Below are 24,588 nucleotides of genomic sequence, written 5' to 3'. Positions count from 1 at the left end.
TACAGTGTGGCCTGCCCCGGCTCGCCCCCCGAGGCCGGGTTACTGACGGCCCGCGCGCACCCCCCGATGCGCGGGCCGTCACCTATATCTACGGTTATCCACAAGGCTTAGTTGAAAATGCAACTAACTGAGCGCTAGGTGGTGCCTTTCGCGCATTTATCCACAGACGGGAAGTTCCATCCCTAGTGTAGGTGGAGCGGGTGCTTCAGGCTAGGGGGCATGAATACAGCACAGTCTCGCTCCACCATCGTCGTTGCCATAGGCGAGGAAGCCTTGCGCGCCGAGGCGGTTCATGCCGCTGCGGCGACCAGCCACGAGGTCATTGCGGTCGCCGATCCTCGCGATATTCCGCGCAGCCTCGTCGGGGCTTATACGGTCTTGGTCGATGCGCTCATGGCGCGCGTCCTCGCCTCGGCCCAAGCCGCACAGATCGCGCCCGCCCCGGTGCTTTTCCTCGCCGCGGACCCGGGGCCCATCGATTATGAGGCGGCACTTGCCTGCCATGCGGACCGCGCCTTTATTATCCCCGCGGAGATTAAAGATCTGCTGGCGGCAATCGCCCAAGCCGCGCACCCACCGGAAGACCACCTCGGTAGCGCCACCATCGCGGTGGTGGGCGCCAGCGGCGGGGTGGGTGCCTCTACCTTTGCCGCAGCCCTGGCGCGTTCCCACTGCGCGGCGGGTGAGCAGGCGCGGGCGCTGCTTGTCGATGCCACCGCGCACTCCGGCGGCCTCGATCTCCTCCTCGGCGTGGAGACCTTGCCAGGCGCCCGCTGGCCGGAGCTCAATATTGGCGATGGCAGCATCGATGCTGCTGATCTGTACCGCGCTTTGCCGTCTACCGCCGATGGCATAGCGGTGCTATCGGCAGCGCGCAGTACAGTGAAAGACACCTTCACGCTAGATGCCACGCTCTTGGCGGCGGTGACGTCTGCGGCGCACGCGGGCGAGGGCCTGTGCGTGGTGGATTGCACGGCCGAAAATATCCCTGCTTCCTGCACACACGTGGTGCTGGTGGTGGCAGCGGAGGTGCGCTCGGCAGCGGCGGCCGCACAACTCATCCTGCGCCTGGATGAGACGCGACGCGACATCGTGGTGGTCCTGCGCCAACGGCAGTGGGCGGCGCTCAGCGCGCCAGAGGTAGAAGACATCATCCACCACCGAGTTAGCGCCCAATTGCCCACCGTGCGCGGGCTCACCCGCAGCATCGAGATCGGTGGGCTACCGGCCCGGCTTCCCGCAGCACTTGCCAAAACCGCCCGTGTGGTGCGCGAGGAGGTAGGGGTATGAGCGCGGCGATGGATAGCTCGGCCGAAAACATGGAAAAGACCATGGAGAAGATGCAGCGCGTCATTGCCGCCGAGCCGGATCTGGTGCACGACGCCTCTAGCCTGGCGCGGCGGATCCGGGAGGAAGCAGGGGTTATCAGTGACGTCGCCGTAGTGGATCTGCTCCGGCGCCTGCGCCAGGATGCCACCGGCATGGGGCCACTGGATGCCTTATTGGCCCGGCAGGGCGTCACCGATGTCGTGGTCAACGGGCCAGAGGACGTCTTTATGGACCGCGGTGAAGGATTAGAGCGCAGCGATATCACCTTTCGCAACGATGGGGAGGTGCGCCAGCTTGCCTCCCGGTTGGCCGCGGCCTCGGGCACGCGGCTTGATGATGCCCAGCCTTTTGCCGATGGCCGCGTCACGCGCCCCGATGGCGTCGTGCTCCGCGTGCATGCACTTTTAAGCCCACCCGCAGTGGGCGGGACGTGCATTAGCCTGCGCGTATTGCGCCAGGCACAGACCACCCTGCCGCAGTTGGTGGCCAATGGCACCGTGCCGGAAGACATCGGCCAGTTGCTTATCGCGATGGTGAAAAAGCGAGTGTCCTTCCTCGTTATCGGCGGTACCGGTTCCGGCAAGACGACGCTGCTCTCGGCGCTTTTAGGGACCGTATCCGAGCGCGAGCGCATCGTGGTTATCGAAGATACGGCGGAGCTATCACCCCACCACCCGCATTGCGTGAGCATCGTCTCGCGCCGGGCAAACGCGGAAGGCAGCGGCGAAATCACGATGGCGCAATTGCTGCGGCAGGCGCTGCGCATGCGCCCGGACCGCATCGTCGTCGGCGAGATTCGCGGTTCAGAGGTAGTCGATCTGCTCGCCGCGCTCAATACCGGCCACGATGGCGGCGCGGGTACCTTGCATGCCAACTCCCTCTTTGAGGTACCCGCCCGCATGGAAGCCCTCGGCGCGCTCGGCGGCCTGGACCGCAGCGCCCTGCACTCGCAATTGGCGGCCGCCGTCAACGTGGTCCTCACCATGGAGCGCACGCCACATGGCCGGCGCCTGGCCCATATCGGCGTCTTAGAGGGCAATCCGGTCACCCCGCGCATTGTCTGGAGCGCGACCGAGGGGCCCGCGCCCGGCTTTGCGGAATTCTCGGCCGCGCTGTTGGAGGAACAGCGCGAAGAAGAAGGGGGTCAGGTAGATGCTTAGTTTCTTACTTCTCGCCGCAGCCCTCTTGCTGTCTGCGCCCTCGAGCGCGGCCCGCATCGCCGGAAAGGACAGCCGGATAAAGGCCAGCTCCCTGGTCATCTTGGGCGCCGTATTCTGCGGCAGCTTGGTTTTCTTCTCGGTTGGGCGGATAAGCATTGCGGTCGCGGCAGCGATCATCGCCTGGTGCGTGTCGTGGTATATCAAGGACGTCATGGCCGCCCGCAGGCGCCGGCGCGGTCGCGAGGCCCTGGCCGGATACTTCGGGGTCGTCACCGCTGACCTGTGCGCCGGGGCAACCCTGGCAAGTGCGCTATCGCGCGGGGCGGAGTCCCTTCCTTCGTCGACGCCGCGGGAGATGAGCGCGGCCTTAGAATCCACCGCTACGGCGGCGGCGCGTGGTGCGCCCCCACACGTGGCGCTCTCTGGCGCCCATGCGGATGCAGAACTTATCCGGCTGGGCCACCTGCTCGAATTATCCACCCAGCACGGCATCGCGGTGGCCAGCCTCTTTGAGCAGGCCCAAAGCCGGATGGATGCCCTGCGCCGCCACCACCAATCCATCGCGGCCGGGTTGCAGGGACCCCAAGCTACGGCGACGGTCTTGGCCTGCCTTCCCATCGCGGGCATCGCCATGGGCGGGGCGATGGGGGCCAATTCGCTGGGCTTCTTGCTCGGCGGCGGATTGGGCGGAATCCTACTGGTCATCGGGGTGGGGCTTGCCTGCGGCGGCTTTGCTTGGTCCCGCGTCATCATCAGGAAGGCGACGCCGTGATGGGCTTTATCTGTCTAGCGCTGGCCGTGCTGGTTGGGCTGCCGGCCACCAAGGGGCGGCTGGGACCGGCTACCGCACAGAACGCAGCGCAGCACACGGCGAAGACCCCGCGCGCCGGCCCAAAGAAGCGTGATGGCGCAACAGTGCGCGGGGGATTGATGAGCAAACTCCAGCCCTCTACCACCGTGGATCCACTCCTTGTGGCCGGGGATATCGAACTTTTCGCAGCTTGCCTGAGTGCGGGCCTGACGGTGCACGCCGCTGCTACGGCGGTCGCGCGCACGGCAGAGGCCGATACCCAGCACCTGTGGGAGACGGTATCCGCGCTCCTGGGAGTTGGCGTGCCCACGGAATCTGCATGGGACCACATGAAGGGCCATGCAGGACTACAGGACGTGGCGGGGCTTGTCATCTTATCGGGCCAATCCGGGGCCACCATAGCCGCCGGATGCACGCGAATCTGTACTTCTTTGCGCGCCGAAGCATCTGCTCACGCTACGGCAAAAGCAGAGCGCGCAGGAGTATTCATTGCCCTCCCGCTGGCGGTGTGCTTCCTGCCAGCATTCATCGTTCTTGGCCTCGCGCCCGTAGTGATCAGCTTGGGCGCGCAGCTTTTCTAGACATACCATTTTTCACTTCTACTCAACCACCACACCTTTTCAGAAAGGACTCCTATTATGTCTGCACTATTTATTAAGTACTCCCAGCTCACCCGTGCCCTCGTCCGCAACGATGAGGGGATGAGCACGATCGAATACGCCATGGGATCGCTTGCGGCCGCGGCACTTGCCGGCGTGCTGTACATGGTCATCAACGGCGGCGGCGTGGTCGATGCCATCGAGGGAATTATCACCGACGCGCTATCGAATACCCCGAGCTAACCGCGCGCACTAGAGAAACAGAAAGGAGGAATCATGCGCACGGTAGTCGATGACGATGGTTCCGTGACCATCGAGGCCGCCCTGGCATTAAGCTCCCTCGTCCTCGTGGCGGCGGGGATCATCGGCGCGATCGCGACGATGGCGTCCTATATCGCGGCGGTGGACATGGCGGGCGCGGCGGCTAGGTCGCACGCCATCGGCGTCGAGTACCAACCGGCCCGCGAGGATGCCCGGGTAAGCGTGCGGGAAAGCGCGGGGCTTATTCGGGCATCGGTAAGCGTCGATGCTCCCATTGGCACCATGAGCGCGGAGGCGGTCTTTCCCGCGGAGGTGGCTGGCAATGACTAGCAAACTGCGCGGTGAGGACGGATACGCCACCATCGCCGCCACCGGAATCATCGTCGCCATTGTCAGCTTGTTGCTGGTCATCGCAGCGGTGGGGTCGCGCGTGACCGCGCGCCACGAAGCGCAGGTGGCCGCGGACCTTGCCGCCGTGGCTGGCGCGTGGGCCTTGGCTACCGGCCAGGATCCGTGCGCGGCCGCAGAAAGCACCGCGCGGGAAAACGGCGCGAGCCTTGAGGAATGCACCGACAATGCACCCGATATCATCGCCGTTGCCGCGGTGCGCGGCCAGAGCGCCACGGCCAAGGCGGGCCCGGTCTAAACCGCGGCCTCCTGCGTCATGGTGACGAGCGCGCCGAGCAGCTTGATGGCACCGTCCTTGCTCAGCGGGTTATTGCCATTGCCGCACTTGGGCGATTGCACGCACGATGGGCACCCGGCCTCGCAGGGGCAGGAGCGCACCGCCTCAAAGGTGGCCGCGATCCACTCGGGGAAGCGGCGGAAGCCTTCTTCGGCAAACCCGGCGCCGCCGGGGTGGCCGTCGTAGACAAAGACGGTGGGAAGCTGCGTATCCGCGTGCAGGGCGGTGGAAACGCCGCCGATGTCCCAGCGGTCGCAGGTGGCAATAAGCGGCAACAGGCCAATGGCGGCGTGTTCTGCCGCATGCAGGGTGCCGGGGATATCGGCGGCGGTAATGCCCATCGCAGAAAGCGCCAGTGGGTCGATGGTATAGGCCACGGCGCGGGTGGTCAGCCGCTGTTCGGGGAGATCGAGGGGGATATCGTCGCCGATGGTGCCATCGGCAAGCCGCACCTGGTAGCCGGTGACGCGGTCGGTGACCTCGACTTCCACGTCCGCTACCCACAGGCCCGGGGAGTAATTGACCAGGTTATCGGCCTCGCGCACGATGCGAATATCCGTCGTGGAACGCGGGGTGGTTGAATACTCGGGGGTCTCCGGGCGGGCGAGCGCCACATAATCGGATAGGAGGAGTTCCTCGATGACAAAGCTTTCGCCCTGGTGCAGGTAGACCGCGCCGGGGTGGACCTGGCTGGTCGCGCGCGCTGCATCGATGGTGCCCAATAGCCGGCCATCGGAGGCATCGACGATCATGACCTCCTCGCCCGCCCCGCCGCGCAGCGATACCGCCGAGTGGGCGGTTTCCGGCGAAAGCTCCTCCGCGCTAGTGGCGGGAATGGGTACGGCAAACCACCCGCGCTCCCGGCGGCGCACGAGACCCTGCTCCGCAAGCTGGTGGATGACCTCGCTGGCACCCCACTTAGCAATGGTGGCATCATCGAGCGGTTTTTCCACCGCCGCGCAGTAGATATGGCCAAAAAGGATATAGGGGTTCTTGGGGTTGAACACGCTCGCTTCCACCGGCTTGCCCAAGAGCGCATCGGGGTGGTGCACCAGGTAGGTATCCATGGGTTCATCGCGGGCGACGAGCACCACGAGCGAGCCTTGCCCGCGCCGGCCCGCGCGCCCGGCCTGCTGCCAAAAACTGGCCACCGTGCCAGGAAACCCGGCGGTGACCACGGCATCGAGCCCGCCGACGTCGATGCCCAGCTCGAGGGCGGAGGTGGTGGCGACGCCTAGTAGGGAGGCATCGTCAAGCGCCTGCTCCAACCGGCGGCGGTCCTCGGCCAGGTAGCCGGCGCGGTAGGCGGCGATGCGCTGCGCGAAATCAGGCCGGCCCAAGCTGCCGGAGAGGGTCTCGGCGGCGACCATCGCCACGACCTCGGCGGAGCGGCGGGAGCGCACGAAGGTCATGGTCCGGGCGCCTTCCGCGATGAAGGTTGCCATCATCTCGGCGGCCTCGGTGGTGGCCGCGCGCCGCACGGGGGCGCCGTGCTCGCCCTCCGCGCCCTCCAAGAACCCAGGCTCCCAGAGCGCGACCGTGCGCGCGCCGGTGGGGGCGGAATCCTCAGTAATCGCGTGCGCCGGGCGGCCGGTCAGGCGCTCGGCATGCCGGGCCGGGTCATTCATGGTTGCGGAGGCATAAATGATGGTGGGACGCGATCCATAATGCCGGCACAGGCGGAGCAAGCGGCGCAGAACCAGAGCCACATTGGCGCCGAATACGCCCCGGTAGGAGTGGCATTCATCGATGACGATGAACTCCAGGTGGCGCAGCACCCGCGCCCACCGCGCGTGCGCGGCCAGCATGGACATGTGCACCATATCGGGATTGGAAAACACCAGGCGCGAATGATCGCGCACGCCCGCCCGCGATTCCTGGGGCGTATCGCCGTCATAGGGAGCGGGCACCACGTTTTTAAGCTCCGGAATCCCGCGGCACAGCTCGAGCGCGGACTGCAACTGGTCCGATCCCAGGGCCTTGGTGGGGGTGAGGTAGAGCGCGCACGCGGTCTGATCCTCTGCCAGCCGGGTGAGGATGGGAAGCTGGTAGCCCAAGGATTTGCCGGAGGAGGTGCCGGTAGAAATCACCGCGTCGCGGCCCTGCCACGCGTATTTGGCGAGCTCGGCCTGGTGGGCATAGAGCTTGCCGATGCCCCCATCTACCACCTTCTCCTTCAACCCCGGCAGCACCCACTCTGGCCAGTCGGCGTAGCGCGCCCGCTTTGCCGGGAGCGTGGTGTGAAACGTCAGGGTGGACTCAGAAAGGCGCCGCTGGATGAGTTCTAGGAGCTCTTCACCAATGGGGTTATCACCAGCCGGGTGAGACAATTTTTACCCCCTTGTGAGTTAAATCTATCGCTTTGGCGTGGAACGTGTCACACTGTTGACAGGCCAATGTTGTCTTGGTGCGGTTTTATACTTCACGGTACTGCTCGAGGACCCATTTACCGAATAACTACTGGCGCGGTTGTCCGCGCTACCTCTTTAAGAAAAGGAACTTAGTTCACCATGACACAAGGAACCGTTAAGTGGTTTAACTCCGAAAAGGGATACGGCTTCATTGAGCGCGAGGACGGCGGCGGAGACATCTTCGTGCACTACTCCGAAATTCAGGGCAGCGGCTTCCGCACCTTGGAAGAAAACCAGAAGGTCAGCTTCGAGGTTGGATCCGGCCCAAAGGGCGACCAGGCGCAGGCCGTTTCCATTCTCTAAAATTCTCTAGGGTTTTTAAGCGCCGTAGGGCGTTTCGGCGTAGCCGCGGCGGGTGTCCCACCACTCTATGATGCTGTTTTGGGCCTTTTGCAGCCCCAAGCCGATGAATACGGCGGCGATAATGCTGATAACCATCGCAAACAGTGGGGTATCGGAGAACGCCATGCCGCCCACATAGCCAATGGCCAAGGCCTGGAATATCCAGAGCATCACGCCAATGGTGTCGAAGAAGAGGAAGACCGGCCAGGGAAAGCGCATTGACCCCAGCAAAATGGTCATAAAGAGCCTGGCTGAGGGGATAAAGCGGGCAATGATAATGGCCGCTCCACCGCCGCGGCGCACATTGCGTTTTACCCAGGTGAGGGCCTCGTAGGCCTTCGTTCCTTTTTGAATGCGGTTAAGCAGCGGCATGAACCGCGTGCCCAGCAAAAAGCACAGGTTATCACCCAACATGGCTGCTACGAGCGCCACAAAGAACATGGTGGGCAGGTGCGGAAATCCCTGCGAACCGGCCCAAGCGCCGACCATATTCAGCGGGATTTCAGAGGGAAGCACTGGAAAGAAACAGTCCCCGAAAATGAGCAGGCCCACGATGGGATAAACCCACTCCGTGCCCATGATGGCTTCAATCCACATGGTTACTGTGTCAACCATCTAATCCTCCACGGGGTGTGTTGTGGGTGTGCTATCGTCCCCAACAATGCTTTCACAGCTGCTGGACTTTCTAAAAAGGTCAGTATAGACCGGTTCGGTGGGGGTGCGAAGTGCCCCCTACACAGCCTTTTGGTGTTACCGAGTATATGGTGCGAAGAACGGTATAAACCACCTGTGTACGCTAGGGGCGATTGCTGAAAGCGCACAAATTTTAATGTTCGCATCATCGAAAGGGATGAAGTCGAAGTGGCAGAAGCGGCCGAGCCGGGCAAAACTTTAGTGATTGTGGAGTCGGCAACTAAGGCGAAAAAGATCCAGCCGTACCTGGGAGATAACTACATCGTCGAGGCCTCCGTGGGCCACATCCGCGATCTCCCGCGGGGCGCTGCCGACGTGCCGGCGAAGTTCAAGAAGGAATCTTGGGCCCGCTTGGGTGTTAACCCGGAAGATGACTTCGCCCCGCTCTACGTCGTTAGCCCGGATAAGAAGAAAAAAGTCGCCGACCTCAAATCCAAGCTGAAGCAGTGCGATAACCTCTTGCTGGCAACAGACCCGGACCGCGAGGGCGAGGCCATTGCTTGGCACCTATTGGAGGTCTTAAAACCGAAGGTGCCGGTGCGCCGCATGGTCTTTAATGAGATCACCAAGTCCGCCATCTTGGAGGCGGTGGAAAACACCCGCGACTTGGACTATGACCTTATCGATGCCCAAGAAACCCGCCGCATCCTCGACCGTCTCTACGGCTACGAAGTCTCCCCAGTGCTGTGGAAGAAGGTGATGCCGCGCCTTTCGGCCGGGCGCGTGCAGTCGGTGGCCACGCGGGTCATCGTCGAGCGCGAGCGCGAACGCATGGCGTTTATCTCCGCCGATTACTGGGATTTGCTCGCCACCCTGGACGCGGGGGCGGGTAGCGGCGAGGGCCCATCGGCCTTTGACGCGCGCCTAACCGCGGTCAATGGCAAGCGCGTGGCTGTGGGCCGCGACTTCGACGATCGTGGAAACGTGAAGACCAAGGACGTCATCGTCATCACCCAGTCGCAGGCGGAGGCCCTAGAAAAGGCCCTGCAGGGCGCGGGCATGACAGTAGCCGGGGTAGAGCACAAGCCCTATACCCGCAAGCCTTATGCGCCGTTTATGACCTCGACGCTGCAGCAGGAGGCGGGCCGGCGCCTGCACTTTACCTCGGAGCGCACGATGCGCATCGCGCAGCGCCTCTACGAAAACGGCCACATTACGTATATGCGTACGGACTCCTCTTCGCTGTCCAAGCAGGGTTTGAACGCCGCGCGCAGCTCCGCTACCAGCATTTATGGCGAAGAATACGTCTCGGATTCCCCGCGCGTCTATGACCGTCGCGTGAAAAACTCGCAGGAGGCGCACGAGGCGATCCGCCCCGCTGGTGAGTCCTTTGCCACCCCAGGCCAGCTGTCTAGCCAGCTGGATGCGGAGGAATTTAAGCTCTATGACCTGATTTGGAAGCGCACCGTGGCCTCGCAGATGGCCGATGCCAAGGGCACCTCCATGAAGGTGGCTGTGGCTGGCACCGCGACCACGGATAACGGCGCCTATGATGTCGAGTTCTCCGCAACCGGCCGCACCATTACCTTCCCGGGTTTCTTGAAGGCTTACGGCGCCGACGAGGATACGAGCAAGAAGAGCGAGAACCGCCTGCCACACCTGGAGGAGGGCCGCGATCTGAAGGCCGAAGAAGTCTCGGCAGAAGGCCACTCCACCAACCCGCCGGCGCGCTATACAGAAGCCAGCCTGGTGAAAAAGATGGAAGACTTGGGCATCGGCCGTCCTTCGACGTATGCCTCCATCATCAAGACCATCCAGGACCGCGGTTACGTCGTTTCGCGCGGCAACGCCTTGGTTCCCTCCTGGGTAGCCTTCGCCGTCGTGGGCCTCTTGGAGGAAAACTTCACCGAGCTGGTGGATTATGACTTCACCTCGTCCATGGAAGATGAGCTGGACTCCATTGCCACCGGCACGGAGGATGGCACGGACTGGCTGAACGGCTTTTACTTTGGCAACGCTGAGGCTAACGAGCACAAGGCGGCATCCATCGCGCGGCATGGCGGGCTGAAATCGCTTATCGATGTCAACCTCGAGGCCATCGATGCCCGCAAGGTCAACTCGCTGAAGCTCTATACCGATTCGGAGGGCCGCGAGGTCTTCGTGCGCGTTGGCCGCTACGGGCCCTATATCGAGCGCGCGATCGGTACCAACGAGGACGGCAGCGTGGAATACCAGCGCGCCAACCTCTCTGAAACCGTGACCCCGGACGGGCTGAATGAACAGCTGGCGGAAAAGCTCTTCGCCACCTCGCAGGGCGGGCGCCAGCTGGGAGAAAACCCTGAAAACGGCCGCATGGTGGTGGCGAAGGAAGGCCGCTTTGGCCCCTATGTCACCGAGGTCGTCCGCGATGATGAGCGGGAGAAGGCCGAGGCGGAGGCGTTGGAGATTGTCGCGAAGGAGCGCGCCGAAGAGGATAAGCAGCGCGCAGAGGAAGGCAAGCGCGCCAAGAATTGGGAGACCAAGACGGCCGCGAAGCAGAAGGAGAAGCGCATCAATGATTACATTGATGAGAAGCTGAAGCCGGGCACGGCCTCGCTCTTTAGCTCAATGGAGCCGCTGACTGTCACACTGGAACAGGCCCTTGAGCTGCTGTCTTTGCCGCGCGAGGTGGGCGTGGACGACGGGGAGATGATCACCGCCCAAAACGGCCGCTACGGCCCATACCTGAAGAAGGGCACGGATTCGCGCTCGCTGGCTAAGGAAGAGCAAATCTTTAGCATCACCTTGGATGAGGCCCGCCGCATTTATGCGGAGCCGAAGCGACGGGGCCGCGCGGCCGCACAGCCGCCGCTGAAGCAGCTTGGCGATAATGACGTCTCGGGCAAGCCCATGAGCGTCAAGGATGGCCGTTTCGGCCCGTACGTGACGGACGGCACCACCAATGCGTCCCTGCGCCGCGGCGACGATCCGGAGCAGCTTACCGATGCCCGCGCCAACGAGCTCCTTTCCGAGCGCCGCGCCAAAGAGGCCTCTGGGGAGACGAAGAAGAAGTCCACGAAGAAGTCTTCTAAGAAGAGCACAAAGAAGTCGACGAAGAAATCGACGAAGAAGGCCACTAAGAAGGCCACTAAGAAGGCTTCTAAGAAATCCAGCTCGAAGCCTTCGCCCGGCACGAAGAACGTGGTGAAGGCCGGCTCGCGCAAGAAATAAGTGTAGAAATAAGTAAGGTGGCGGGCATGAATGATTTTCTTGCCCGCACCGAGGAGGGCACCGCGGCCTTGACCCGCGCGGTGTCCGAAACTTTTGCTGATGTCACCGACCCAGCCCGGCGCACGCCGCGGGGCTGGCGGCGTTTTGCGTACCTAACGCTAGGCGAGTCCACGGTGTGGGCCCGCCTCTTTGGCTGGAAGAAGGCCCATGCCGCCACGAGCGCGCCGCTTCTGCCGCTATTGGCAGCGGAGGCGCAGGACCCTACCCTGAGCCCCGCCCTGCTGGCCGGCGCGGTGGGGCAGGCGGAAAAGTCGCGCCGCTTGCACCGCCTCTCCCTCCTCGGGGTAGCTGGCGTTAGCGCTAGCCACGCGGCGTATTCGTGGGTGCTTTATCGGCGCGGCGCGCGCAACGATGCCCGCGGGTGGGGCCTGCGCGCCATCGCTTGGGTAGCGGCGATCGTCGCTGCGCGCAAGCAGCCCACCCGGACCGCGGTAGCGGTCGGCGGCGCGGCGGTGCTCACGACCTCGGCGCTGGCGGGCGATCCGTGCCTGCGCACCGATGCGACGAAGGGCTTGAGCCACGGCGCGAACCTCTTGGTTGCGGCGGAAGGCTTGACGGCGCTGCGGGCGCGGCTGTCTTTTGCTGAGTCTCAGCAGAAGACGCGGATACTGAAGAAAAACAAGAAACATCCCAAGCCCACGAAGGTGGCCCGGGCGGTGGGCGCGGCGGAGGCCGGCGCCTTTGCCCTGGGGCACTTCCTGCTAGTCGATGCCCTGACTAGGTAAGGCCCTGACGAGGTAAGCTCCGCTCCGGCTGCATGCTCGGCCCATAAGATAGCCGGCGGTGCACCACCTCGAGGGGCCCGCGCAGGCCCAGCGCCTCGAGCACGCAGGCACCAATTACGGTCACCAGCCACACGCCGCAGGCGAGGGCGGCTTGGCCGAAGGCGCCTAGCTCGTGGCCGTAGTCCAGCGTGAAGGGGTGCACGATAAGGAAAAACAGTATCGACTGGCCCACATAACCGCTCATGGATCGCTTCCCCAGCGCGACGAAGGGCCACAAGAGCACGGGCACGGAGGCACCGGCCGCTATCCATTCTTGCACGGGCTGCAGGATAAGCGCGAGCCCGGCAAGGATCCCCGGCCCGGTTAGCACGCCGAGGGTGGAATTGGCGCTACTGGCGGCGTTCGCCCAGCGCTGATCTATGACCCCGAGGGTGCCCAAAGACCACAGCGTGCCAATGACCAGCGTTACGGCTGCGGCGATGGCCACCCAGCGCAGGAGTTGGGGGCGGTGAGAGGGGACATCGGCAAGCACGCCCTCGCGCGCCCACACAAAGCCCACCAGCATGACCGGCAGGTACATCAGCACGATGAGCGGGGCGGAGATGATCTGCGCGCCGAGGGTGAGAAGCTGGCTTAGCAGCAGGTCACCATAGGAATTCACGGTGCCGATGGCATCGACGGGGATATCGAGCCCGCCGTCCACCGCGGAGAAAATTAACGTTGCGATGCCGAGCACCGTCAGCGCCCCAAGCGCGATATAAGAAATCTTGCGCAGCGTAGAATTGTGCAGCGTGAGCAGCAGGGCAATGACTATGCCCGCTATGCCATAGACAAACATGATATCGCCCCAAAACAGCAGCACCATATGCACCGCGCCCAGTAGCGCGAGGAAGCCATAGCGCTTGGCGATGACCCTCCTCGCCTCCCGCAGCGGAAATCCCCGCCGCCACAGGCTCATCGCGATGAGCCCCACGCCGAAGCCCAGCAGGGTAGAAAACATGGGCAGGCCGCGGTTGTGCACGAAGAAAGCGCCGAAGACGACGGCGATTTTATCCAGCACGCTGTCATTGAGGATGCCGCCGAAATACGCGCCCGGCCGGTCTTCTGTGATGATCCACGCGGTGGTCATATTCGCTATCGCGATGCCTAAGAGCGCCATTCCGCGCGCCGCATCGGGCACGATGAGGCGGGTGCTTGCCATTAGATTTCGCACCTTTCTGCCAGGCTGGCGCGAATGGGGCGCGCCAACTGGGTCATGCGGCGGCGCCCGCGCAGCTCGATGGATTTCATGACGGTCCAGCGGGCCTGCTCCGCCTCGTTGGCGGTCTTTAGGGTGGCGGCGTTGGTCAAGACCTGGCCGGGGGTGTCCTTGGCCATTTCGGTTAGGCGGGCGGCCTCATTGACGGCATCGCCGATGACGGTGTACTCGAAGCGATCCGCGCCGCCGATGTGGCCGGCCACCACGTGGCCGGAGGCGACGCCGATGCCGGCCTGCAGCTCGAGCCCGCGCAATTCGCCGCGTAGCTCGCGGGCGGCCTGCAGCGCCATCGAGGTCGAGTCGTACACGTTGAGCGGCGCGCCAAAGACGGCGAGGGCGGCATCGCCCTGGAACTTATTGATGATGCCCTTATTGCGGTGCACTACCGTCACGACGTGTTCGAAGAATTTATTGAGCTCCGTGACCACTTCTTCGGGCGAGTGGTTGACAGCGAAGGTGGTGGAACCGATGACATCGATAAATAGCACCGCGACCTTCCGGTCCTCGCCGCCCAATTCGGGGCGCTCATCAAGGGCGCGCTGGGCCACCTCGGTGCCTACGTAGCGGCCGAAGATATCGCGGACACGCTGGCGCTCGCGCAGCCCGCGCATCATCTCATTGAAACCTGCCTGCAGGACGCCGAGCTCGGATCCATCGTAGATATCGACCTCGGCATCGGCCTCGCCGCGGCGCACGCGGTTAATTGCATCCTGCAATTCTACGATGGGATCGACCACGCTCATGATGGCGAAGCTGGTGCCGATAAACCCGGTGGCCAGCGCGGTGAGCGCGAGCGCCACGATGGCCGGAATAATCTCGCTAGCGTCGCCGGAGAAGAGCCTGGTGTGCTGGCCCAGCAGCACCAACACGATGCCGAGCAGCGGCACCCCGGAGGTCATCAGCCAGGTGGAAAACAGGCGATACTTGATGGGTGGCTCGACGGTGGAATCTTCAAAGCGGCGGGCGACGGCCTGCGCGGCGACGGGCCGCACGAGGCGCTCTGCCTGCAGGTAGGTCAAGATGATGACCACTAGGCCCGCCAGGGTGGTGGAGACACCCACGACGAGCCCGAGCCGCCCGGATTGCCCGCTGGAGATAGCCACCGTCAAGATGATGCCGATGAGCCAGACCGCGGCCGCGACCAGGGATTGGTACACGGGGATGCGCAGCACGAGGGTGCGCACCATATTTGGATCGTGCGCATCGGGATTGCGCTGCCAGTCCAGCACGGGGCGGAAGAGCAGCAGGGTAGCGGCGATGCCGATGATGACGGCAAAGATGAGGTAGACCGCCGCCACTCCCTTCAGGTTGGGTAACTCGGCGGCAAAGTCCTCGATTTCCGGCATGGGCAGGAAATAGAGGATGAAGGTCATGATCGCGATGGCGCCGATGAGATTGGCGCCCAAGACCAAGGCAGCGTATACCGGCCATTGGGTTCCCATAAGCCAACGAGCGCCACGCAATAGTCTGTTCATAACTACTTACTGTAGTAAGACCAGTAGGCTAGAGCGAGTGAATACGGGAAGCGTTGCGCAACGATTGGCAGATACCCCAGGTGTGGCCCGCACTATCTTGGGTGCCGCGCGGGCGGCGCGGGGGATGCCGGGGGCAGATCCGCGGGCGATGAGCCATTCCTGGCTCTTTACTGGACCTCCCGGCTCTGGGCGTTCCTTGGCCGCAATCGATTTCGCGGCCGCGCTCATGTGCACCGATCCAGAGGAACCGGGCTGCGGAAAATGCGAGGCCTGCCGCGCCGTGCTGGAGACTAAGCAGCACACGGATTTGGTCTTGGTGGACCCGCAGGAGGTCATCATCCCGGTGGATACGGTGCGCGAGGTCATTGGGCGCGCCGCGAGCTTGCCCACGGTCGCCCCGTGGCGCGTGGTGATCTTCAATAACGCGGATCGCCTCAACAATAACGGCGCCAACGCGCTGCTCAAGACGGTGGAGGAGCCGCCGGAGCGCACCGTGATCATCATGTGCGCGCCTTCCGATGCCCCCGAGGACTTCTCCCAAACCCTCCGCTCGCGCTGCCGGCACCTGTACATCCCCTCGCCGTCGGTGGACAATATCGTTGCCCAGTTGGTGAGCGAAGGCGCCTCGGATCACGATGCCCGCCTCGCCGCCGTCACTTCCCTGCGCCACGTGGGCAGGGCGCGCCACTTGGTAGCAGATCCGACGGTGCAAAAGCGCCGCGCTGTGGCCATCAACCTGGCCGAGGACATCTTCCACGAATCCCAGGGCTTTCAGGCGGTGACCTCGCTTCTCAAGCTGGTGGATGCGGAGGCGAAGGAATCGCACAAGGAGGAAGAAGAAGCGGAGCTGGCCAAGCTGGAAAATACCTTTGGCGTGGGCGCGAAGGGCAAGGGCGCGGCGAAGGCGCAGCGCGATGCCCGCTCCGCCATCAAAGACTTGCAGGAACAGCACAAGAAGCGGGCGAAGCGGCGGGTCATCGATAACCTCGATTTGGTGCTCGTCGATCTCTCCGGAATCTACCGCGACGCGCTGATGACAAAGGTGGGCACGCAGGTGGAGATGACCCACCCGGATTTCGCGGGGCTATCCGGCGAACTGGCGCAGCGGGTGAGCGAGGAGGGCCTCTTGGAGTGCCAGTCCGCCATTTCTTATTGCCGCGAGCAGCTGACCCAGAACGTGGGCACGCAGATTGCCTTCGACGGCTTGGTGGGCAGGTTGCGGCGGGCCTGCCTCTAAGGCCGGTCTTTAGCGCCGGCCCGCCAAAAACCGACCCTGAGCCCCGATTTCTTTTCCGCGCCACCCCTGCGATAGAATCGCCAGTGCTGCTTAAGCAGCGCGCCGCCTTAGCTCAGTCGGTAGAGCATTTCACTCGTAATGAAAAGGTCGCGAGTTCGATTCTCGCAGGCGGCTCCATTTTTTATATGTGCGGGTTTCTTCCTTAATATAAACTCTCCTTCAATAGACGCAGGCCATATGGCCTCGATGAGAGAAGGAACGAGACACTGCTTATTGCTACCGTCGCAGCAGAAATCCTCTTTTGGGCGTGCCTTATTCTGGGCGGTGTTCTCCGATACATCGTCAAGGCCCCAAGAATTGGACTGGCATTCTTTATCGCTACGCCAATTATTGACATAGTCTTGTTAATTTTCTCATTTTTCACTCTGCATACTGACGGCGAAGCGGGATTCATGCACGGTTTCGCAGCTTTTTATATCGCATTTTCGCTGGTCTTTGGCGGTGACATCATTCGCGCAGTTGATCGGAAACTCAGTGGGAGGTCGAAAACCGAGTCTGGGAATCAGTCCGATAATAATTTAAGAAAATCCGTATATGCCAGTGCGGTGACGGCTGCGATCCTTATAGTTAGCATCGCGGTGGTAGGGCTGAACGGCAGCTTCTGGTTGATTTATTGGCTTATTGCCGTGCTCTTTACCCCACCGATGTGGTGGGGCATTGAAAAATTTAGTCGCCGTGCTTAAGTAGGCGCGGAACCACCTTGCCGGTGGCATTGCGCGGTAGCTTGGATAGGAAGTGTACGTCGCGGGGCACGGAGTGCTCGGCGAGCTTATCGTGCACCCAGGCGCGGATGGCATCGGCAGTCAGATCGCGGCCGGCGGCATCGGCAGTAGGCACCGCCCAGACGGCGATGCGGCTGAAGGTCTCGCTATCCTCCACGCCACCCGCGTGCACCTCATCGATGCCGGGCATGGCCTCGAGCACCTCGGTCACGGACTGGGGGTGGACATTCTCGCCACCCACGATGATCATGTCATCGGCCCGGCCCACGACGTGGAGGAAGCCCTGCTTGTCGATGTACCCCAGATCACCGATCGACAACAATCCATCGACCCGATTGAGCTTGAGCTTGGGGTTGGTATAGCCGGTCATGGCGGTGGAATTGGTGAGGTAGATTTCGCCCACCTCGCCGCGGGGAACGGGGTAGCCCTCCTCATCGAGGATGCGAAGCTTGGTGCCATTGGCTACCTTGCCCACCGCATCAGGGTTTTCTGCGACCTGTTCCATCGTGGCCGTTGAGGCAAGAGCAAGCTCCGTGGAACCATAAACGTTGCACAGGATGGGGCCGAAGCGCGCGTTGGTGTCCTTGACCACCTGCGGGGTAAGGGCATTGCCGGCGGAGGCGATGAAGTTCAGGCTAGAGGTATCGAAAGCGCCCTCGGGATCGTGATCCACCAAGCGCTTGAAAAAGATGGGGGAGGAGAGCATGCCGTCGAGGCGGTAGCGTTGGACATCATCAAGCACCTGCTCCGGTTCAAAAACGCGGCGGGTGACGATGGTATTGCGCAGCCCCAAGGCAATATTGATGCAAGCCCAGCCCCAAGTGTGGAAGATGGATGCCGTCATCTGCACGCGCTGATCGGCGCGCCACGGGATATTGCCCACGATGGAGGCGAGGACAACCGGCAAGGTCGGCTCGGGGCGGACGATGCCCTTGGGGATGCCGGTCGTGCCGGAGGACATCAGCACGATGGGGCCGTGCTTGGGAAAGGCGGGCAGCTCGATATCCAGGGGGTTCTTCACGATCTTATCGAGCGTGGGTAGATCGCTTGCCCCCGTATCGTGGGCGATGATGACCGGGATATCGAGGTTGGGATTGACGCGGTCGATGAATTCATCATCGATGACGAGGACGTTAATGCCATTTTCTTCGATGCAGCCGGCGAGCTGCTCTGGGGAAGAACCGACATTGAGCAGGTAGATCCCGGCACCGGCGTAGCCCTTGGCGCCCAAGGGAATGATGATGCCTCGGCCGTTGCGGGCCATGACGCCGAGCCGGATTTCCGGCAGTTCCAGGGACTCTAGGTAGCGGGCGAAATTCTGCGCGTGGGATCGCAACTGGCGGTAGGTGAGGGTGCCGTCGTCATCGATAAGCGCGAGGCGATCGGGGCAGGTTAAATAGGCCTGCTCGATTTCGCGCGCCGTGGTGAAGCGGTAGCGCGCGAGGTTGGGCAGGAGCTTGATCTGCCCGCTCAGCCCGCCTTGCCGGGTAATCAGCCCCGATTTGAAGAGGGCAGGGAAGAACTGGCTGAGCGCGGACGCGTGGAAGGAAACATCAGACAATTTCATGAAAGAGATAACTCCGAAAAGGCGAAGATAACAAAAATATAACTACGATCGATATCGTTAGAAGGAAAGATGATGTTGCTTCTAACTCGAAAAATGTTACTGGAGTGACTAATCTACACTTAAGTTACAAGGTTTGAAGAAAAGGTCCCTCAATGAAATCCCTAAAACTCAAGGCATTTTCGGTCGTCGCTTCCGCGATCGCGGTGGTGGGCGTGGCGGTAGCGGCGCCGCAGGCTAGCGCGGCGGAGCGCAATCTCGTTTCCTTCGGTGACTCGGTCATGGCGGATCCGAACGGCGGAGAATACTTGAAGGACCGCTTCAATCCAACGCGGGTCATCGGGGAAAACTGCCCCACCTCCTTCAACTATGCGAAGCGGGCTGGCGCCAAGATGGGCCTGCCGGTGCGCGATTTCTCCTGCTCTGGTGCGGTGTCGATGTCCAATGGCCCGCAGATCTGGCAGCAGGTTGATGCCGCCATCGGATCTGGCGCGCTGACCCCAGATACGGCGCGCGTGTTGATTACTACCGGCTTCAACGACACCTATAACCACCGCGATCTGAACATGGATCAGATCCGCCGGGAATTTACGGATCGCACCGCCCCGCAGGTTGAGCGGATTAAGCACGCCGCGCCGAATGCCCGCATCCAGATCGTGGGCTACCCCACCATCGGATCGGGTCCGCACTACTGCCTCGTTCACGTTGGCCCGACGCCGCTGGATTCGACCTTCCTGCCCATGGTTCAAGACTACGAGAATAAGGCGCAGTGGATGCAGGTTGATCTGGCGGCACGCACGGGCGTGCAGTTCCTGGATATGAAGCCATCGACCCGTAATAACGGCATGTGTGCCAATGCGAATGACCGCATGTGGGCAGGTCTGGTGGACTTTACGGCGGGTGCGGGTAACCTGCCCATCCATATGAACCAGCGTGGCCACGAGCATGCGGCCAATGTGATTGCGGCTTCCTAGCAACCATTTTCATTACCGCGGACATATTGAAAATGTAGGTATGGTTGTGGACATGACTGTAAAAGCTGTTATTGCCCGCTCTAAGGGTGCGGAAGTTGAGACCGTAAATATCGTCGTTCCCGATCCCGGCCCCAATGACGTCATCGTGCGGGTGCAGGCTTGCGGTGTATGCCACACCGACTTGGCCTACCGCGATGGTGACATCGAGGATGCCTTCCCCTTCCTGCTGGGCCACGAGGCGGCAGGCGTGGTGGAGACCGTAGGTTCTGCGGTCACCCACGTGGAGGAGGGCGATTTCGTCGTCCTGAACTGGCGCGCGGTGTGCGGCGAGTGCCGCGCTTGCAAGAAGGGTGAGCCCAAGTACTGCTTCAATACCCACAACGCGTCCGCTCGCATGACACTCGCAGACGATGATCCGGACGCCGGCACCGAGCTCACGCCTGCGCTGGGCATCGGTTCCTTCGCGGAGAAGACCCTGGTCCACGAGGGCCAGTGCACCAAGGTTGATGAGATGGATCCTGCCGCTGCTGGCCTGCTGGGCTGCGGCATCATGGCTGGCCTCGGTGCTTCCGTTAATACCGGCGATATCCAGCTGGGCGAGTCCGTGGCCATCTTCGGCTGCGGCGGCGTTGGCGTGGCAGCGATTGCCGGTGCGAAGCTGGCGGGCGCGGCGAAGATCATCGCCGTAGACATCGACGAGTCCAAGCTGGAGACCGCGCGCGAGTTCGGCGCCACCGACACCATTTGCTCGAAGGGCATGTCGGAGCAGGAGGTCATCGATGCGGTGCGCGATCTCACCGGCGGCTTCGGCACGGATGTTTCCATCGACGCGGTGGGCATCCAGCCGACGTGGCGCCAGGCCTTCTACTCCCGCGATCATGCCGGCCGCATGGTGATGGTGGGCGTGCCTAACCTGACCGATCACGTGGACATCCCGGCCATCGATCTCTACGGCCGCGGCGGTTCCATCAAGCCGGCTTGGTACGGCGACTGCTTGCCGGAGCGCGACTTCCCCGCATACGTTGCCCTGCACAAGGCCGGCAACTTCCCGCTGGATAAGTTCGTTTCTGAGCGCATCGCGCTTGACGATGTCGAGTCTTCCTTCCAAACTATGAAGGACGGCAAGGTACTACGTTCGGTGGTGGAATTTTAATGCAGATTGAAAGCACAGTAACTTCTGGCAAGTTCCGCTTGGATGGCGGCGAATGGGACGTGGACAATAACGTCTACGTGCTTGGCGATGCCTCCAGCGTCTACATCGTCGACCCTTCCCACGACCTCGATGCCGTGGCAGAGCTGGTGGGCGATCGCAAGGTTGAGGGCATCATCTTGACCCACGGCCACAACGATCACTGCGAGCTCGCGCCGGAGGCGGCGAAGCGCTTCGACACGGATGTCTACATGCATCCGGACGATGACATGCTCTGGCGAGAGGCGAATGGCGATGCCCACTACATCGACCTAGCCGATAACGGCCAGTTCGACATCAACGGTGAGAAGATCACTGTCTACCACACACCGGGCCACTCGCCGGGCTGCGTTGTCCTCTACGTCGATGGCACCCTGCTGTCTGGCGATACCCTGTTCAACGGCGGCCCTGGCGCGACGGGGCGCAAGTACTCGGACTTCGATGTCATCATCGAATCCCTGCGCAACGTCGTATTCAACCTGCCGGATGACACGAAGGTCTTGCCGGGACACGGCGATGCCACGACGGTGGGCGCGGAAGCGGCGCGTATCGACGAGTACATCGAGCGCGGCTACTAATAATCGCGCAAGTACTCCCCGTAGCCGGATTTGAGGAGGGGCTGGGCTAGCGCTTCCAGCTCCGCCTGCGAGATGAATCCGGCTTCATAGGCTGCCACTTCGGGGGAACCGATGACGATGCCCGTCCTTTTTTGCATCACCTCTACGTAGGCGGCGGCCTCGCTCATGGAATCGACGGTGCCGGTATCCAACCACACGCTGCCGCGGTGGAGGCGCTGCACGCTCAGCGCGCCGCGGCGCAGGTAGGCCTCGTTAATGGAGGTGATCTCGAGCTCCCCGCGATCGCTAGGCGTGATGGACTTAGCGATATCGATAACCGAATTATCGTAGAAATACAGCCCGACGACGGCGTGATTAGACCGCGGTTCCTCCGGCTTTTCTTCGATGCTCAGTGCTTGACCAGCTCGGTCGAATTCCACGACTCCGTAGCGCTGCGGATCCGATACCTCATAGGCGAAGATGATGCCGCCCTCTGGATTGCGGCACTGGCTTAGCTCCCCGCCGAAGCCGTGGAAGATATTATCGCCGAGGACCAGCGCAACGCCGTCATCACCAATGAAATCCTCCCCAATCAAAAAGGCCTGCGCCAACCCTTCTGGGCGGGGCTGGACGGCGTAATCGATCATCAACCCGAGTTGGGATCCATCCCCGAAGAGCCTCTGAAAGGCCCCAGCGTCCTCTGGGGTGGTGATGATGAGGATCTCCCGAATGCCCGCTTGGATGAGCGTGGTCAACGGGTAGTAGATCATCGGCTTGTCATAAATGGGCATGAGCTGCTTAGAGATGCCCTTAGTGATGGGATAAAGCCGCGTTCCGGATCCACCGGCAAGGATTATTCCTTTCATCGCTACTCCTCGCTGGCCTCTGCGGTCTCAGCGGTTTTGGCGGTTTCTGCGGCGCTGGGCTCGCTGGTATTGCCAGTATCGCTGGGCTCACTAGGGTACAGCGCGAGGTACAAGGCGAGTGCGGCCCGCCAATTCTGCGGGGAAAAGCCCGTGGCCTCGATTTTGTCTAGGGCAAGCGTTGATTCTTTGGGCCGTGGTGCTTCGGGGCCAGCGATTTCCCGATACTGTTCGGTGCTTACCGGCGTGACCTCTGATGGGTCATGGCCCAAGCCGATGAATACGGACATCGCCATTTCATCGCGCCCGACGGTATCGCCAGAATTGGAAATATTATAGATTCCGTACTCGGGCTGGGTGTGCAGGAGATGCGCGATGCCCTTCGCCAGATCCTCGGCAAAGGTGGGTCGCCCGCGCTGGTCATGAATGACCTTCGGCTCTTTATCGGCTTCGGCGAAGCGGCGCATGGTGGCGATGAAGTTTGGGCCATCGCCAAATACCCACGAGGTGCGCACGACATAATGCTGCGGTGCGGTCTGCGCGGCGGTTTCGCCCGCGGCCTTCGACGCCCCGTAGGCGGAAAGGGGCGAGGGAATCTCGTCTTCGGTATGCAGCTCCTTAGAACCATCGAAAATGTAGTCGCTGGATACGTGCACGAAGGTCAGCTGGTTTTCGGCAGCGATGCGGGCGAGCTTGGCCGGCGCGTCGGCGTTCACGGCCCAGGCGGCGGCGCGATCGTCCTCAGCGCCATTGACGTCGTTGTAGGCGGCGCAGTTGATGATGGCCTCGTATTGCTTCCACTGGCGCTGCGGGGGATTGGTGATGTCGAACTCCGCATGGGTGCAGAACTCGGCATTCTTAAGAACCCGCTTCAGCGCCCTACCGAGCTGGCCATTCGCACCGGTAACGAGGATTTTGCGGGGAGGCATGGGGGCTACGTCGGCAAGCGCAGGCAGGTGCTTATCCTTTTCTGATACCTCACGCGGTTCGAGGGGCCACTCCACGGCGCCGAGGTTGATTCCGGTATAGCGCGCCTCGGGGGACCAGTGCTCGTTGACCAGGTAGGAGTAGGAAGTTTCCTCGAGCGCTTGAAAGCCATTGGCAACCCCGCGCGGTACAAATATGGCGGTCTCCGGACCCACTTCATGGGTGACGATTTCCCCAAAGGTTTCCGATCCTTCGCGGAGATCGCACCAGGCGCCAAAGATCTTGCCGTGCGCGACGGAGACGAGCTTGTCCCAGGGCTCGGCGTGCAGCCCGCGCGTGGCACCAGTGCGGTTAAAAGAAATATTGTTTTGCACCGGCTGGAACGAAGCCAACTCTGGCGCGGCCTCGCCAAGCTTTTCGCGCTGCCAGTTTTCCTTGAACCAGCCACGGTTATCCCCGTGCACGTCCAGCTCGATGATGCGTAGGCCTTCAATGGCGGTGTTGTGTACCTGCATAATTACTGTCCTTGCTCTTTATAGCGGGCTTCTACAGAATCCTTTTGGGAGCGCCACCACGTTTCGTTATCGCGATACCAGGCGATGGTATCTTCCAGACCCGCCCGGATATCGGTATAGCGGGGCTGCCACTCTAATTCGCGGCGTAGCTTGGAGGCGTCCATGGCATAGCGCTGGTCGTGGCCGGGCCGGTCCGCCACGTGCTCGTACAGGGCTCGACCTCCCTGGGTATGTCCCATGATTTCGCAGATTATCTCGATGATGCGCTTATTATCGATGTCCGGCTGGTCAGCGCCGATATTATACGTTTCACCGATCCGCCCTTCCTCGATGATTTTTAGCACCGCCGCGTTGTGATCATCGACGTGGATCCAGTCTCGAACCTGCTCGCCCGTGCCGTAGAGCTTGGGGGTATGCCCGGAGAGGATATTGGTGATTTGGCGCGGGATGAACTTTTCGATGTGTTGGTAAGGCCCGTAATTATTTGAGCAATTAGAAAGGGTGGCGCGCAGGCCAAAGGATCGGACCCATGCCCGCACGAGGTGATCGGAGCTCGCCTTGGTGGCCGAATAGGGGCTGGAGGGCGCGTATGCGGTATCTTCCGTGAACTTGGTATCCGCCCCAATTTCTAAGTCCCCGAAGACTTCATCGGTGGAAACGTGGTGAAAGCGGACATCGTATGTCCGGCAGGCCTCTAGAAGGGTATAGGTACCCACCACATTGGTGTGGATAAACGGGGAGGGATCCCGCAGGGAATTATCATTATGGGACTCGGCTGCGAAGTGCACGACGATATCCGCCTTGGCGACGAGCGGATTCACCACCGTAGGATCCGCGATATCGCCCTCCACTAATTCCACATCGAGCCCCGCAAGGTTATCCCGGTTGCCGGCATAGGTCAGCTTATCCAGGACGGTGATGCGGGTATCTGGGCGCACCTTGGTCATGAGGCGCACGAAATTGGCGCCGATGAAGCCGGCGCCGCCAGTAACGAGCATGGTGTGCATGAGTCTCCAGTGTA

Annotated in this window: 23 protein-coding genes and 1 tRNA gene; 16 read left to right on the top strand and 8 right to left on the bottom strand. The window is 62.1% G+C overall.

All coding sequences use genetic code 11. The annotated features are described in order from the left end of the window. Window positions 1–219: 219 nt before the first annotated feature. From ssd to MHX65_RS04250, 7 genes are read left to right on the top strand one after another with little or no spacing between them, the layout of a single operon-like run. On the top strand, window positions 220–1,290 hold the full coding sequence (gene ssd, locus MHX65_RS04280) for a septum site-determining protein Ssd (RefSeq protein WP_239268928.1): 1,071 nt from the start codon (window positions 220–222) through the stop codon (window positions 1,288–1,290). Further along, window positions 1,287–2,489: a TadA family conjugal transfer-associated ATPase gene (locus MHX65_RS04275; RefSeq protein ID WP_239268926.1), complete on the top strand. Its 1,203-nt coding sequence runs from the start codon at window positions 1,287–1,289 to the stop codon at window positions 2,487–2,489. Before ssd ends, MHX65_RS04275 begins: the two co-directional genes overlap by 4 nt. After that, window positions 2,482–3,261: a type II secretion system F family protein gene (locus MHX65_RS04270; protein ID WP_239268924.1), complete on the top strand. Its 780-nt coding sequence runs from the start codon at window positions 2,482–2,484 to the stop codon at window positions 3,259–3,261. Before MHX65_RS04275 ends, MHX65_RS04270 begins: the two co-directional genes overlap by 8 nt. Next, entirely contained in the window at window positions 3,258–3,881 is a 624-nt protein-coding gene (locus tag MHX65_RS04265) for a type II secretion system F family protein (protein WP_370657785.1), read from the top strand. Before MHX65_RS04270 ends, MHX65_RS04265 begins: the two co-directional genes overlap by 4 nt. Before the next feature lie 57 nt (window positions 3,882–3,938). Then, window positions 3,939–4,142, top strand: coding sequence for a DUF4244 domain-containing protein (locus tag MHX65_RS04260; protein WP_005276515.1), 204 nt, complete (start codon window positions 3,939–3,941; stop codon window positions 4,140–4,142). 33 nt (window positions 4,143–4,175) lie between these two features. After that, window positions 4,176–4,490 (top strand): hypothetical protein, encoded by a 315-nt coding sequence (locus tag MHX65_RS04255; protein WP_005276517.1) that lies wholly within the window; start codon window positions 4,176–4,178, stop codon window positions 4,488–4,490. After that, the gene (locus MHX65_RS04250) at window positions 4,483–4,806 is read left to right on the top strand and encodes an Rv3654c family TadE-like protein (protein WP_239268922.1); all 324 of its coding nucleotides are present in this window, start codon (window positions 4,483–4,485) and stop codon (window positions 4,804–4,806) included. Before MHX65_RS04255 ends, MHX65_RS04250 begins: the two co-directional genes overlap by 8 nt. Here the strand turns inward: MHX65_RS04250 and MHX65_RS04245 are convergent. Further along, window positions 4,803–7,175 carry a DEAD/DEAH box helicase gene (locus tag MHX65_RS04245; protein WP_239268920.1) on the bottom strand — a complete coding sequence of 791 codons (2,373 nt, stop codon included), beginning with the start codon at window positions 7,173–7,175 and terminating at the stop codon, window positions 4,803–4,805. The two genes, MHX65_RS04250 and MHX65_RS04245, sit on opposite strands and share 4 nt — an antisense overlap. A gap of 180 nt (window positions 7,176–7,355) precedes the next feature. Here MHX65_RS04245 and MHX65_RS04240 point away from each other — a divergent pair, with 180 nt between their 5' ends. Then, on the top strand, window positions 7,356–7,559 hold the full coding sequence (locus MHX65_RS04240; protein WP_005276524.1) for a cold-shock protein: 204 nt from the start codon (window positions 7,356–7,358) through the stop codon (window positions 7,557–7,559). Between the two features lie 15 nt (window positions 7,560–7,574). On the opposite strand, the gene MHX65_RS04235 is transcribed toward MHX65_RS04240, so the two are convergent. Continuing rightward, a complete protein-coding gene (locus MHX65_RS04235; RefSeq protein WP_239268918.1) occupies window positions 7,575–8,213 on the bottom strand; it encodes a DedA family protein in 639 nt (212 codons plus the stop codon). A gap of 246 nt (window positions 8,214–8,459) precedes the next feature. On the opposite strand from MHX65_RS04235, the gene topA reads away from it, so the two are divergent. Beyond that, window positions 8,460–11,441, top strand: coding sequence for a type I DNA topoisomerase (gene topA / locus MHX65_RS04230; RefSeq protein ID WP_239268916.1), 2,982 nt, complete (start codon window positions 8,460–8,462; stop codon window positions 11,439–11,441). 26 nt (window positions 11,442–11,467) lie between these two features. After that, window positions 11,468–12,226 carry a hypothetical protein gene (locus tag MHX65_RS04225; RefSeq protein WP_239268914.1) on the top strand — a complete coding sequence of 253 codons (759 nt, stop codon included), beginning with the start codon at window positions 11,468–11,470 and terminating at the stop codon, window positions 12,224–12,226. Here the strand turns inward: MHX65_RS04225 and MHX65_RS04220 are convergent. Together MHX65_RS04220 and MHX65_RS04215 are read right to left on the bottom strand one after the other, a co-directional pair. After that, window positions 12,219–13,427 carry a DUF418 domain-containing protein gene (locus tag MHX65_RS04220; protein ID WP_239268912.1) on the bottom strand — a complete coding sequence of 403 codons (1,209 nt, stop codon included), beginning with the start codon at window positions 13,425–13,427 and terminating at the stop codon, window positions 12,219–12,221. The two genes, MHX65_RS04225 and MHX65_RS04220, sit on opposite strands and share 8 nt — an antisense overlap. After that, on the bottom strand, window positions 13,427–14,959 hold the full coding sequence (locus tag MHX65_RS04215; RefSeq protein WP_239268910.1) for an adenylate/guanylate cyclase domain-containing protein: 1,533 nt from the start codon (window positions 14,957–14,959) through the stop codon (window positions 13,427–13,429). The genes MHX65_RS04220 and MHX65_RS04215 overlap by 1 nt, the downstream gene beginning before the upstream one ends. A 37-nt stretch (window positions 14,960–14,996) precedes the next feature. Here MHX65_RS04215 and MHX65_RS04210 point away from each other — a divergent pair, with 37 nt between their 5' ends. The 3 genes from MHX65_RS04210 (at window position 14,997) to MHX65_RS04200 (ending at window position 16,939) form a co-directional block, all read left to right on the top strand. After that, window positions 14,997–16,196, top strand: coding sequence for a DNA polymerase III subunit delta' (locus tag MHX65_RS04210; protein ID WP_239268908.1), 1,200 nt, complete (start codon window positions 14,997–14,999; stop codon window positions 16,194–16,196). A 101-nt stretch (window positions 16,197–16,297) separates the two neighbouring features. After that, window positions 16,298–16,373 (top strand) — tRNA-Thr (locus MHX65_RS04205). 224 nt (window positions 16,374–16,597) lie between these two features. Next, on the top strand, window positions 16,598–16,939 hold the full coding sequence (locus tag MHX65_RS04200) for a hypothetical protein (RefSeq protein WP_239268906.1): 342 nt from the start codon (window positions 16,598–16,600) through the stop codon (window positions 16,937–16,939). Here MHX65_RS04200 and MHX65_RS04195 read toward each other — a convergent pair. Beyond that, window positions 16,923–18,545, bottom strand: a complete 1,623-nt coding sequence (locus MHX65_RS04195; RefSeq protein ID WP_239268904.1) for an AMP-binding protein — start codon at window positions 18,543–18,545, stop codon at window positions 16,923–16,925. The two genes, MHX65_RS04200 and MHX65_RS04195, sit on opposite strands and share 17 nt — an antisense overlap. A 152-nt stretch (window positions 18,546–18,697) precedes the next feature. Between MHX65_RS04195 and MHX65_RS04190 the strand changes: the two genes are divergently transcribed. The 3 genes from MHX65_RS04190 to MHX65_RS04180 are packed head-to-tail and all read left to right on the top strand — an operon-like array spanning window position 18,698 to window position 21,283. After that, window positions 18,698–19,516, top strand: coding sequence for a GDSL-type esterase/lipase family protein (locus tag MHX65_RS04190; RefSeq protein ID WP_239268902.1), 819 nt, complete (start codon window positions 18,698–18,700; stop codon window positions 19,514–19,516). A 52-nt stretch (window positions 19,517–19,568) separates the two neighbouring features. Then, on the top strand, window positions 19,569–20,669 hold the full coding sequence (locus MHX65_RS04185) for an S-(hydroxymethyl)mycothiol dehydrogenase (RefSeq protein WP_239268900.1): 1,101 nt from the start codon (window positions 19,569–19,571) through the stop codon (window positions 20,667–20,669). Next, window positions 20,669–21,283 (top strand): MBL fold metallo-hydrolase, encoded by a 615-nt coding sequence (locus MHX65_RS04180; protein ID WP_239268898.1) that lies wholly within the window; start codon window positions 20,669–20,671, stop codon window positions 21,281–21,283. The genes MHX65_RS04185 and MHX65_RS04180 overlap by 1 nt, the downstream gene beginning before the upstream one ends. On the opposite strand, the gene rfbA is transcribed toward MHX65_RS04180, so the two are convergent. The 3 genes from rfbA to rfbB are packed head-to-tail and all read right to left on the bottom strand — an operon-like array spanning window position 21,280 to window position 24,574. Continuing rightward, entirely contained in the window at window positions 21,280–22,128 is an 849-nt protein-coding gene (gene rfbA / locus MHX65_RS04175; RefSeq protein WP_239268896.1) for a glucose-1-phosphate thymidylyltransferase RfbA, read from the bottom strand. The two genes, MHX65_RS04180 and rfbA, sit on opposite strands and share 4 nt — an antisense overlap. A gap of 2 nt (window positions 22,129–22,130) precedes the next feature. Then, the gene (gene rfbD, locus MHX65_RS04170) at window positions 22,131–23,567 is read right to left on the bottom strand and encodes a dTDP-4-dehydrorhamnose reductase (RefSeq protein ID WP_239268894.1); all 1,437 of its coding nucleotides are present in this window, start codon (window positions 23,565–23,567) and stop codon (window positions 22,131–22,133) included. A gap of 2 nt (window positions 23,568–23,569) precedes the next feature. Next, a complete protein-coding gene (gene rfbB / locus MHX65_RS04165) occupies window positions 23,570–24,574 on the bottom strand; it encodes a dTDP-glucose 4,6-dehydratase (protein ID WP_239268892.1) in 1,005 nt (334 codons plus the stop codon). Between the last annotated feature and the right edge of the window lie 14 nt (window positions 24,575–24,588).

The sequence above is a fragment of the Corynebacterium sp. ACRPS genome (genome assembly GCF_022346005.1).
GTDB lineage: Bacteria > Actinomycetota > Actinomycetes > Mycobacteriales > Mycobacteriaceae > Corynebacterium.
This window is presented reverse-complemented; position numbering and strand designations above follow the sequence as displayed.